Genomic DNA, 12,273 nt, shown 5'->3' with positions numbered 1-12,273 from the left:
TTCTGCGTCATCTGCCACTTAAGAATCACCAATTTGTTCACTCGCCCGTTCCGTCAGCCTCTTCCGATTCGTCATCTTCATCGATTCGGGCCGCCGCCTCAGGATTTGCATCCAGGTAGGCCTGAATCGACCCTTCCTCGGGACCGGTCGGTTCCTTGGATGGACCGCAGCCGGTCAACACCATTGCCGCGATCATCAAGGGGGCAACGGCAGATTTGGTCCATGCTTGCTTCATCGTGATCACCAGAATTGAACGAGCGGCAAGGAAATGAGAATCACCAAAGGCAATGCCTTGTGCATCCACCCTAAAGTTTTTTTCAAGCAATTGCACGCAATCTGGCGAACAAATTTTCCATATATTGAAGGCGTTCTCCCGCAGCTTACCGCGCACTCCCCGCCCCCCGACGCTCCGTATCGTTTTGTATCTACCGGTCCTTTCCCGCCAAAACCGCCCCCGGCATCGGCTCCAGATTCGACCGCTGCATCGCCTGAGGTGTTTGATCGGCTGCTGTTTTCTGCCCGTGTTGTTGAGCGGTTGCGACCATTCCTCGCAGGAATCGGGCGCATACCCGCGGCGGCCGATCAAGTTGGTCGTCCCGTTCGGGGCCGGCGGCGGCAGCGACACGTTTGCGCGTGTGCTGCAAAACGCCATCGAAACCCATCGTTTGCTGCCGCAGCGGATGGTGATCATCAACGTGCCGGGAGCCGGTGGGACGATCGGCAGCCGACGGGTCAAGAACGCGCGTCCCGACGGATACACGCTGTTGCTGCTGCACGACGGCATTTTGACCGCGCGCCATTCGGGCAGTGCAAGCTACGGCGCCGATGCGTTCACCCCGATCGCGGGCACGGGAAACGCGTCCCAGGTGATCGCCGTCAACGACACTTCACCGTATGCGGATTTGCCAGCGTTGATGCGCGACGCAACACAGCACCCCGATTCGATTGTCTTTGCAGCCAACATGGGCGCGCCCAGCCACTTCGCCGGGTTGATGTTGCAATCGAAACACCCCGGGGCCAAGTTTCGTTTCACGCAAACCGGTGGCGGCGCGAAGCGTTTCGCTGCGATGCAAGGTGGCCACGTCGATGTGTCTTCATTCTCGATCGCGGAATACATTCAATTTGAACCCAGCGGGATCCGGGCCTTGGCGCTGCTCGGTCCCCAGCGACATCCCGATCTGCCGGAACTGGCGACCGCCACCGAACAGGGCATTGACGTCATCAACGAGAACATGCAGTTCTGGTGGGCGCCGCTCGGCACGCCGGCTGAGCGAATCGAGACGATTGCCGATGCGTTGCAGGCGGCGATGCAAACCGACCAGGTTCGCCAAACACTGGCCGAAATGAAGATCACGCCGACGATGATGCGAGACGAGTCGCTCGCGGCAGAACTCGACCAGCGTGACCGCTTGATCGCCGCCGCCGCCCCGACGTCCGACGTGCAACTGCCGCCGTTTGCCAATTACGCGCTGGCCGGCTTGATCCTGACCGCCGCCGCTGCATCGCTTCAAACGTTTCGCCGCCGTACCGCCATGCGCCGCGATCCCCCGCAACATGAGGCGGTCGACGGCACGCCAAAGGTGCGTCCGGCCAACCGCATCCAATTGGCGGGGATCGGATGCCTGACGATCGGTTATGTGACCAGCCTGCAGTTGGGCGTGGCCGGTTTCGTGTCGGCCACAGCCGCCTACGCCTTGCTTAGCGGAGGCCTCTTGTTGTGGCCCTTGCTTGTGTCACGACAGGCCAACCCGATCAAGGCGACGCTGACGCTGTTGATCGTCAGTGTGATGATGAGCGTCGTGATGCATCACCTGTTTACCGAAGTGTTGGTCGTGGATTTACCGTAGCAAAAGCCTTGGCGGCTTCCGCCACGGCGTGCGTTCATTCCAGGAGAGTTCTCGCTTTGTTTACCCAGCCCGGCGTTGCGATCGAATTTTTGCTGTCCCCGACCGCCTTGTTGATGGCGGCGATCGGGTCGCTGTTGGGCATCTTTGTCGGAGCGATTCCGGGATTGACCGGCGCGATGTTGATCGCGTTGACGTTGCCGCTGACCTTCTCGATGCCCAGTGAACTCGCCCTCGTCTTGCTTGTGGCGATGTATGTCGGATCGGTCAGCGGTGGGCTGGTGACGGCGACCTTGTTGCGGATCCCTGGGACACCCGCCTCGATGATGACCACGCTGGACGGTTACCCGATGGCCCGGCGTGGTCAATCCGGACGCGCCTTGGCGTTGGGGATCGGCGGGTCCTTTCTGGGCGGGATGATCTCCTGGGGATTCCTGGTCTGCTTGGCCCAACCGATGGCGGTCTGGTCGTTGACGTTCGGCCCCTTTGAATTCTTCGCCTTGGTCGCCGTGGCGATGGTCTTGATCGCATCGGTCGGCGGCAAATCGCTCAGCCTGGGCCTGTTCTCGGGCGCGCTCGGTGTGATGATCGCCATGCCGGGTTCGTCGCCGGCGACCGGAGCGACGCGATGGACCTTTGGCATCCACGAACTGGACGACGGGTTCAAACTGTTGCCCGTCCTGATCGGCCTGTTCGCCGTCAACCAGGTGATCCGCCAAGTCCTGGACGGCGGCGACGCGGGCGAAACCGTCGAAGCGTCCGATGGCGACAAACTGGATTTCCGCGCCCGTGACCTCGCGACCCACGGCGTTAATCTCGTCCGCTCGGCTCTGATCGGAACCTGGATCGGAATCTTGCCCGGCATCGGTGCCAACGTCGGGTCGGTCATCGCCTACTCCGCCGCCCGCCGAGCGTCGGGCACCCCCGAACAGTTCGGCAGCGGCAGCGAAGAAGGCATCGTCGCGTCCGAAACCGCCAACAACGCGACCGTCGGCGGCGCGCTGATCCCACTGGTCGCGATGGGCATCCCCGGCAGCGTGATCGACGCCATCTTATTGGGGGCCTTGGTGATTCACGGGTTACAACCCGGACCGATGCTGGTTCAAAGCGATCCCCTGGCGGTCCAAACGATCGTCGGAACCCTGTTGATCGCCAACGTGCTGACGCTGTTGTTCTTGTTGGCCTCGGTGCGCGTGATGGTGCGGGCGGCACGCGTCCCCAGCTATGTCCTGGTCCCCATCGTGATGATCTTTTGCGTGATCGGTTCCTACGCGCTTGCCAATCGGATGTTCGACGTCTGGGTGATGCTAGCGTTCGGTGTCGTCGGCTACCTGATGGAACGGCAAAGCATCCCGATCGCGCCACTGGTGATCGGATTGGTGTTGGCGCCGATCGGTGAAGAACACCTGACGGCGGGGCTGATGAAAAGCGGCGGCAGTTTGATGCCGATGTTCACCCAACCGATCTCGTTGGGCTTGTGTCTGCTTGCATTGGCGATGGTGGTGTGGACACTATGGCGGCGGGTCGCTGACGGCAAAGCGATCCGTTTGCCTGACGATTCGTCCGAGTAATTCATCCGGATAGAAGCTGTTGCAGATGATGGCAGGACGATCGGCGATTCGCCGAAGAAAACGAAATTCTTGGCGAATTCCGCTACCCCAAATGCATACACTTGAGTCACTCGCTCCCTCACACCATTGACCGACGACCATGGCGCGTCCCAACATCCTGTGGTATTGCACCGACCAACAGCGTTTCGACACCATCGGAGCGTTGGGAAACCCGCATGTGGTCACACCGACAATTGACCAACTGGTCGCCGACGGCGTCGCGATGACCCATGCGTATTGCCAAAGCCCGATCTGTACGCCCAGCCGGTCCAGTTTCATGACGGGCATGTATCCGTCCCGCGTGCACAACACCCGCAACGGCAACGAATCGTTTCCGGCGTCTCCCCCGGTGATCACCAAATTAATCGCCGATTCGGGCTACGATTGCGGGCTGGTCGGCAAATTCCATTTGCAAAGTGCGGGTCATCGCACCGAGCCGCGGATCGACGACGGTTTCTCCTATTGGAAGTTCAGCCACGCGCCGCGAGACGATTGGTCCGAAGGCCACGATTACGCACAGTGGGTCTCTGATCGAGGCGGCGATCTGGACGCGATGAGGCAATCGGATGAGCATGTCCCGACGGAATTCCACCAGACGACTTGGGCCAGCGAGTGCGCGATCGAATTCATCAACCAACACGCTCAGTCGGCCCAACCGTGGCTGTTGAATCTGAACATCTACGACCCGCACCCGCCATTCATCCCGCCCAAATCCTACGCGGATCGGTTCGACGCGGCCGACATGCCGGGGCCGCACTTCCAAGACTCGGATCTGGAGCAACAAAAGAAACTCGCCTCGCTGGACTTTCAGGACGAAATCCGCCCCCCCGAGCAACACAACGCCAAACGCGTCCAAGCCGACTACTACGCCATGATTGCCCAGATCGACGACCAGTTCGCGCGGATCCTCCAGACGCTCGACCGCACCGGTGCGCGGGACAACACGGTGATCATTTTCACCAGTGACCACGGCGAAGCGCTCGGTGACCACGGGCTGATGTTCAAAGGATGCCGGTTCTACGAAGGCCTGGTGCGGGTCCCGTTGATCTTTTCCTGGCCCGGGCAGTTCCAATCCGGGTTGGTCTGTGACGGATTGGTGGAACTGCTCGACCTGACATCGACCCTGATGGAACTATGTGGGTTGGAGTGCCCCGACTACATGCAGGGCAAGAGTTTGCTGCCGATCCTGCGTGGGCAATCTGATCCATCGCAACACCACGACTTCGTCCGCAGCGAGTATTTCGACGCCCTCGATCCACACTTCACCGGCGGCGTCGGGACGTTCGGCACGATGTACCGGACCCCGCGGTACAAGCTGTGCCTGTACCACGACAAAGGACTCGGCGAACTGTATGACCTGCAGACCGATCCGTGGGAGTTCAATGACCTGTGGGATGATCCCGTTCACCAGTCGATCAAACACAGTCTGATCCATGACGCGTTCGACGCCCACGTCGTGCTGACGACCGACATGGGATCGCGACGAATCGCCCCGATGTGAGCTACCGACAGGTATGCCGCGTGATCACTTGAATGATGTCGGCGACGTTTTCGGCCTTTCGGAAATCAAACGTCAACGGCTCCGCCGTGCTGGAAAGCCAAAGTTTTAAGTCCGAATCCAAATCGAAGTGCCCGGCACTTTCGATGGAGTAGCGGACGATGCTGCGATAGGGGATCGAAAGGTATTCGGTCTTTCGTCCGGTCATACCTTGCTTGTCGATCACGATGATGCGTTTGTTGGTCAACACGATCATGTCGCGAACCAATTGGTAGGCTTTCTCCACGGATTCGTCATCAATGACGATCGACGCGATCTGCTTTTCCACCTTATCCAGGTTCGCCTCGGAAGCCGACCCTAGCATGCCTGATAAGAGTCCCATTGAAATTGAGCCTTTGCAAAATCGTGTCGTCGGACTCGCCGCAGAGGGTGCCCCAAATGAACGCGGCGAGCAGAATCGGTTGTTGCAGTTCAGTTTACACGTTCTCGCGTTCGGTTGAAAACCTCCAGCTGTCGGCGTGCCGAGGGCATCAGCAATTCGGTTCTCCGCTATCGGCTCGTCACCGCCTGCGAGCCGAGTCGGGTCGACCGCATCAGGGCTTGGTTCAATTCTTGGGTCAGCCGGTGGACGATGTCCGGGTGCTGGTCATACAGGTTCTTGGACTCCCACAATTGTTCCCGCAGTCGTCGGCAATATGCTCCAGGTGCAGCGTCTTGGGCTGGGCCGAACGGGACTCGCAGCAGTGCTCGACCAACAACGGGCGGACTTTGTACTCAATCTTTCCATCACGATTGAAGTGTTTCCATCTTCGTCGGACGATCCGCTACGATGCGGGTGCAGTTTCCCCCGCCCCTTTTCCCCGCCGCTTGTGAATCTGAACCATGCGATCTGCCCTGTTGTGTTTGTTGTGGTTGGCCTGCGCTATCTCTGCATCCGCTGCTGATTTTCGGGCGTTGCCCGTGGGACAGCAACCGGCCGACGGACGACGGGCAGAGCTGCGTACCTTGAACAGCGATTTCCCCTTCAAGAAAACCGTAGAGGGGCAAGACTGGTCGATGCGTCGGGCCGAAATCCGGCGTCGGATCCTGCTGTCCCAGGGGTTGTGGCCGATGCCGACCAAGAGCGAGCTGAACGCCGTCGTTCACGGCCGCGTCGAACGAGACGATTACGTGGTGGACCGCGTGTACTTTGAATCGATACCGGGACACTATGTGACCGGCAGCCTGTATCGTCCGAAAGGCAAATCGGGGCCGTTTCCGGCCATCTTGTCCCCGCACGGCCATTGGAAAGACGGCCGGTTCTACGACGCCGGTGACGCCCAGATTCACGCCGACCTGGCCAGCGGCGCCGAACGTTTTGAAGTCGGCGGACGGTACCCGATCCAAGCCCGTGCGGTGCAACTGGCGCGGATGGGGTGTTTGGTGTTCGTCTATGACATGACCGGCAACGCCGATTCGATCCAGATCGGCCATCGCCCGGATCAGGCCGCACATCTGGATCGCAAGACGGATTGGGGGTTCTTTAGCGCCCAAGCAGAATTGCGACTGCAGAACATGATGGGGCTGCAAACGTGGAACTCGATCCGCGCGGTCGATTTCTTGTTGGATTTGGACGACACCGATCCGAGCCGTCTCGGTGTGACCGGGGCCAGCGGCGGAGGGACGCAATCGATGATCCTAGGCGCGATCGATGACCGGATCACCGCGGCGATGCCGTGCGTGATGGTGTCCACTTCAATGCAGGGCGGATGCACCTGCGAGAACGCGCCTTATCTGCGGATCGACCAGGGAAACATTGACATTGCCGCAGCCATCGCGCCGCGACCGCTGGGGTTGACCGCCGCCGATGACTGGACGGTCGAATTGGAAACCAAAGGTTATCCGGACTTGCGCAAGTTGTATGCCGATCTTGGGCACCACGATCGATTGACGGCCGTGTTCAATGTGCACTTCAAACACAATTACAACCACGTCAATCGCGCGGTCATGTACGGGTTCTTCAATCGACACTTCCAACTCGGATTCCGCGAACCGATTTTGGAACGCAATTACGCCCCGCTGTCTCGTGCGGAAGCCACCGTGTGGACCGGCGACCATCCGGCACCTGCTGGGGACGCCGTCGGTGATACGCATGAAGTCCGCATCCTGAAGCTCGCGACTCAGGATTCCCAGCGGCAAATGGAAGCGTTGATGCCGACAACGGACGATCAACTCGCCGAATATCGACGCGTCGTCGGCGGCGCCTGGGAAACGATTCTCGCGCGACAGTTGGACCAGGTTCAATCGACGTCGTTCGTCAAAACCGACGAAGTGCAGCTGAACGGCCATTCGGTGACGCTCGGGCTGGTCGATCACGCGGACGAACAATTACCGGTCATGACGATCAATCGCTCCGGCAAAAAAGGAACCGTGGTGTGGATCACCGATCAGGGCAAACAGGGGCTGTTGGACGGTGATTCGATCCACCCGATCGTTGCTGAAATCGCACGCGCGGGATACACCGTCATTTCCGCCGACCTGTTCGGCCAAGGCGAGTTTCTTGCCGGTGACCAACCCTTGGATGCACAGCGGATGTGGTACCAACGCGACGGCGATTTGGCCTGGCATCGTTTTGCCGGATACACCTATGGCTACAACCACTCGATGTTCGTGAAGCGAGTCCATGACGTGTTGTCCGTGATCAAACACGCCGTATCAAATTCCGACGGGGAGATTCATTTGGTCGGGATCGGACGTCAGGCCGGCGTGATCGCCGCAGCGGCACGCAGCCAATCCGGCAACGCGATTGCGCGGACCTTTATTGATCCCGACGGGTTTCGCTTTTCCACACTCGATCGGCAGGACGATCCGATGTTTGTGCCCGGTGCGATCAAGTACCTGGGCGTCGACGGTTTGTTGTCGCTGTGTGTTCCTGGCCAGATCGACATCGTCGCCGAGGCATTGCCCGTTGTGCGTCGTATCGAGCGGGCCAATGGAAAAACGGAAACGGTCCAATGGCATCGCAGCACCGACGACCTGCTCTCCGCGATCCGTGCAGCTCTTGTACGCTAGGGTTCTCGGGGCTTCCGCCCCGAGACCGGTGGCGAAAACCATCGCATTCGCCCCGGAGGGGCCGGCGTTGGACTTCACGACTGGCTGGTTGCTAAACGCTCGAGCACCGCTTCGGCGCGTTGGCGTTTGCGTTTGGTCAGCGGGGGACCGTCCAATTGCAGCGCCTGTAGGAGCATCGTTTTGGCTTGATCGTGTTGGCCATGCTTGTAGAACACGATGCCACGGTTGTAGCGTGCCCAGGCATTGCCGGGGCACAGTCGGATGGATTCTTCGAAATCACGCTCGGATTCACTCGTTCGCTCCAGCCCCGCCAAGGCGAAGGCGCGTCCGTTGAGTGCGAACGCGAGCAACTGGTGCAATCCCGCGGTTCGACTGAGCCGGACGGCGGCATCCAGGTCCGCCAACGCGTTGTCCCATTCACCCATTTCCGCGTAGATCTGGCCGCGCGAGCTTAACAGTTCTGGATCGGGATCCTCGGATGACAGTTCCAACAGACGCGTGTAATCGTCAACGGCTTCGACATGCTGTTCAGAGTACCAGCGGATCCATCCTCGCAAGCGATACCCGACCGCCGCGTCGGGGTCCATCTCGATGATTTCTTCGGCGACCGCGATCGCGTCGTCATAGCGTTCCAGGCCTTCGAGCCGAATGACTTTGGCTTGCAACGATTGGAGCGCCGCTTCCTGGGCGTCCTCGGGCGCGATTTCGGCGAGTCGATCGATGTCGGCTTCGGCTGCCGATTCATCACCTTGCATTTGATGGGCATAGGCGCGACCGGAGTACGCGTACGGATCGTCGGGATACTTTTCAATCAGTTTCTCGTAGTCCTCCAGAGCTTGATCGTGGCGTTTGAGTCGCATCAGCACGGCGGCCCGTCGTAACCGCGCGCCGTCGTACACGCCCGACAATTCCAGCGCCCGATTAAAGTCTTCCAGTGCCAGTTCGTCTTCCTGGCGGTCCATCAAGAAGCATCCCCGGAGGAAAAAGATGTGTTCGTTTTCCGGGTCCAACTCGCACGCCCGCTGGTAATCGTTCAAGGCGTCGTCGTGGTTGCCGGCCTGCGTGTGCGCGAACGCTCGATTGACGTAGTGCGCGGGCTGTGCGGGTTGTTGTTCGATCAACGCGGACTGTTCGTCGATGGCCGCTTGGGGATTTTCGTTCATGCGGTGCAACAACGCGATTTGCTCGCGAGGTTCGGTCCACTGGGGCGCCAACCGACTCGCTTCGGTCAGGGCTTCCATCGCGGCGTCCAATTCGCCTTGTTGCAAACTGAGTGACCCGAGCAAATGCAATGCGATCGGGTTTTTCGGATCCAGATCCAACACGGCGTGGCAATCCGCCAAGGCCAGATCGCGTTGCTCGGTCGCGGCGTAACAAAATCCGCGGGTCAAGAAAACGGCGGGTGTTTCGACGCCCAATTCGATCGCGCGATCGCACGATCGGATCGCCTCGTCGAACTCGCCTTGCATCTGCAGGATTCGACCGCGAAGCGCGTGAGCCTGGCCTTCGTCCTGTTGCAAGCCGAGCGCGTTGTCGCAATCGACTCGCGCCAGTTCGAACTTGTTCTGCGACAGGTACAACATGCTGCGATGCAGCCGTGGCGCGATCGCATCGGGCACCAATTCGATCGCACGGGTCAAATGCTCCATCGCCAAAGATTCATCGTGCAGTTCGTCTTGCTGGTACAACCAACCCAACATGGCATGGGTGGCGCCGTTGTGGGGATCAAGCCGCAGGATCGGCAGCAGGTCGTCGAGCGCGGGTGCCAGCTGATCTCGGCCGAGGTGCAGTTCCGCGCGGCGGAACCGGAACGCCGGTTCGCGGGGGGCCAATCCGATCGCCGTGCCCAAATCCGATTCCGCCTGCTCCCAAGCCTCCAGCCCCGAGTAAATCTGTGAGCGATGGAGGTAGAACCAGGCGGCCGAGGGGACCAATTGGATCGCTCGATTCAGATCGATCAGCGCCGCCTGATGATTGCCGGCGACGTAATGGTACCAGCCGCGGCGGCCCAGCAGCGGCGCACACTGGGGGGCCAGTTGGATCGCATCGGAATACGCCTGAATCGCGTTTTCAAACTCTTCGCGGTTGGCAAATCGCGCCGCCGAGGCGACGTGCAGCGTTAGTTCAGAGGGGCTTTGGCGCAGCAGACGTTGCAGTTCCGCATCGGACGTGCCCGCGTACCGTTCTTCGGTCGATTCGATCCACGCACTGGTTTCTTGGAACACCTGCTGCGGCGTCGGTGTCGGATCTTCCTTAGCCGCCGGTTTCGAAACAAACGCTCGCAACCGACTGACGCCTTGGTTCCACCATTTCATCAGCGGGTTGGTTCGATCCGATGCTGGTTCGATCAGGCCGGCGGCTCGCATCAATGCGTCGTCGATGCCGCACGTTTCGATCTCGCTGCGATACCGGCTGAACGGTTTGATTCCGAGCTTGGTGACCGGATCGAGGTTGACCCGGCGATACATCAAGAACGCGACCGGACCGTGCTCGACATCGGGCAGCGCGAGCGATTCGATGCGTCGAGTGATCTGGTCCACCAAACCCTCTCGCCCGCAGGTGGGGCCGTCGCCGGGGACATTTGGGGCGGTTTCGATCTGCATCAACCGCGTCGCGCCGGGCAACAACGCCAACGACACCATCAGCTCAAACCCGTCGTCCGTGTCGGCTTGGGCAATCAGCGTGTCGACCGCGTGGGCGACGACGCCGGAATAGTTTTCGATGGCAGTTGTGGAGATGCGCGCCGTCGATCCCACTTCGCCACACAAATGCACATAAAAAGAACTCGGGATCTCGGACAGTTGGGCATCCCTGGCCGATTTCGCCGGACCGACCTGTTGGCCGACAATGGTTTCGTTGCGTTGTTGGCGGCGCTTCATCTCGCCCAGCGAGGGAACGTTGAACCGTCCGCCACAACATTGACACTGCATCGTCGTCCCTGCCTTGGATGGCCGAACCTGGACCTGCTGACCACACTGGCACGAGACGGTAAACATGGTGCAGGGCTCCGCAAATTCGACAAGACGATCGCCTTCATTCTAAACCGCACCGTGCATTGGACCACCGCCGCTGTTTGGCAAACTGATACAGAATTTCCGCCCCCTGGTTCAACGCGTCGACCTCGATCCATTCGTCTTTGGTATGGGCCTGGTCGATCGATCCGGGGCCGAAAACCACGGTGGGGATGCCGACGGCGGCGAACTTCGGTGCCTGGGTGGCGAAACCGACCCCGATCGCTTGCGACGCGCCGGCGATGCGTTTGGTCAGCGCGACCAAAGAATCGGCCAGGGCACCGTTGTCACCATCGACCAGCGGTTCACAGCTGGTGTCCGGCGGCAGCATCTCGAATTCAACGCCACAACCATCCGCTAACGCCTGCTGCGTTTGCCGCAGGATTGTGTCGAAGGATTCGCCCGGCACCACTCGGCGGTCGATTTCAATGACACACCACTCCGGCACAATGTTCACGCTTTCACCCCCGCGAATCGTCCCGACGCTGAGCGACGGGCGACCGCATAGCGGATGCGTGGCAGAGGGTGGATGCTCGGGTGAATCGGATTGCAACTGGGCGGCCAGTTGTTCCAAACCGCCGATCACTCGCGCCATGCCATAGATCGCGTTGCGACCGAGCGTCGGACGGCTGCTGTGCACGGCGATGCCGGAGGTGCGGATCCGCCATCGCAAGACACCCTTGTGCGCGACCACGACGTTCAAATCCGTCGGTTCGGCGACGATCGCCAGATCGGGTTTCGGCGAAAGCAACGCGTCACCGGTGTTGATCCGCCGAGCCAAATCGCTGGCGCCGATCTGCCCCAGTTCTTCGTCACAGGTCAACGAGACGATCAGATTGTTGCGTGAATGTGGGTCCTCGCGACGAAGACGTGCGACGGCGGACAACATCGCTGCCATCGGGCCTTTCACGTCACAGGCTCCCCGCCCGTGCACCCGCCCGCCTCGCTCCAGGGGCTGGTACGGATCGATCGGCATGCCGGCCACCGGGACCGTGTCTTGATGGGCGTCCAACAACAGCGTGGGGCGGTCGGGATCGCCATCCAGTCTCGCGATCACATTTCCACGGCCCGGTTCGATCTGGTCGTACCGATGATGTATGTTGTGCCTTGCGAAAAATCGGCACAGCCAATCGCTCATGCCCTGTTCGCACCACTCCGGCCCCCGATGGTCATGTCCCATCGGGTTTTGGCTGGGAATCCGAATCAATTGCTTCAAGATCGCCAGCGGTGAATCGTCGTCCATCAAAAGGGAGCCTCGC

Annotated in this window: 8 protein-coding genes; 4 read left to right on the top strand and 4 right to left on the bottom strand. The window is 60.3% G+C overall.

Translation table 11 applies throughout. The annotated features are described in order from the left end of the window. Window positions 1-37 precede the first annotated feature (37 nt). Complete coding sequence (locus H1B37_RS03995; protein WP_182865327.1) at window positions 38-331, bottom strand: hypothetical protein; 294 nt, start codon at window positions 329-331, stop codon at window positions 38-40. A gap of 166 nt (window positions 332-497) precedes the next feature. Between H1B37_RS03995 and H1B37_RS03990 the strand changes: the two genes are divergently transcribed. The 3 genes from H1B37_RS03990 (at window position 498) to H1B37_RS03980 (ending at window position 4,955) form a co-directional block, all read left to right on the top strand. Continuing rightward, entirely contained in the window at window positions 498-1,847 is a 1,350-nt protein-coding gene (locus H1B37_RS03990; RefSeq protein WP_182865326.1) for a tripartite tricarboxylate transporter substrate binding protein, read from the top strand. A 56-nt stretch (window positions 1,848-1,903) separates the two neighbouring features. Then, entirely contained in the window at window positions 1,904-3,415 is a 1,512-nt protein-coding gene (locus H1B37_RS03985) for a tripartite tricarboxylate transporter permease (RefSeq protein WP_220498028.1), read from the top strand. A 139-nt stretch (window positions 3,416-3,554) separates the two neighbouring features. After that, entirely contained in the window at window positions 3,555-4,955 is a 1,401-nt protein-coding gene (locus H1B37_RS03980) for a sulfatase family protein (RefSeq protein WP_182865325.1), read from the top strand. Between the two features lies 1 nt (window position 4,956). On the opposite strand, the gene H1B37_RS03975 is transcribed toward H1B37_RS03980, so the two are convergent. Continuing rightward, window positions 4,957-5,334 carry a PH domain-containing protein gene (locus H1B37_RS03975; RefSeq protein WP_182865324.1) on the bottom strand — a complete coding sequence of 126 codons (378 nt, stop codon included), beginning with the start codon at window positions 5,332-5,334 and terminating at the stop codon, window positions 4,957-4,959. A gap of 500 nt (window positions 5,335-5,834) precedes the next feature. Between H1B37_RS03975 and H1B37_RS03970 the strand changes: the two genes are divergently transcribed. Beyond that, a complete protein-coding gene (locus H1B37_RS03970; RefSeq protein ID WP_182865323.1) occupies window positions 5,835-8,003 on the top strand; it encodes an acetylxylan esterase family protein in 2,169 nt (722 codons plus the stop codon). Window positions 8,004-8,077: 74 nt separating this feature from the next. Here the strand turns inward: H1B37_RS03970 and H1B37_RS03965 are convergent, their stop codons facing one another. Both H1B37_RS03965 and H1B37_RS03960 read right to left on the bottom strand, forming a co-directional pair. Beyond that, the gene (locus tag H1B37_RS03965; RefSeq protein ID WP_182865322.1) at window positions 8,078-10,999 is read right to left on the bottom strand and encodes a tetratricopeptide repeat protein; all 2,922 of its coding nucleotides are present in this window, start codon (window positions 10,997-10,999) and stop codon (window positions 8,078-8,080) included. Between the two features lie 37 nt (window positions 11,000-11,036). Beyond that, window positions 11,037-12,257, bottom strand: a complete 1,221-nt coding sequence (locus tag H1B37_RS03960) for a M20 family metallopeptidase (protein WP_182865321.1) — start codon at window positions 12,255-12,257, stop codon at window positions 11,037-11,039. Window positions 12,258-12,273 lie beyond the last annotated feature (16 nt).

Source organism: Stieleria mannarensis, assembly GCF_014154935.1.
Lineage (GTDB): Bacteria > Planctomycetota > Planctomycetia > Pirellulales > Pirellulaceae > Stieleria > Stieleria mannarensis.
The sequence above is the reverse complement of the archived record's forward strand: the minus strand, read 5'-3'. Positions and strand labels throughout refer to the sequence as shown.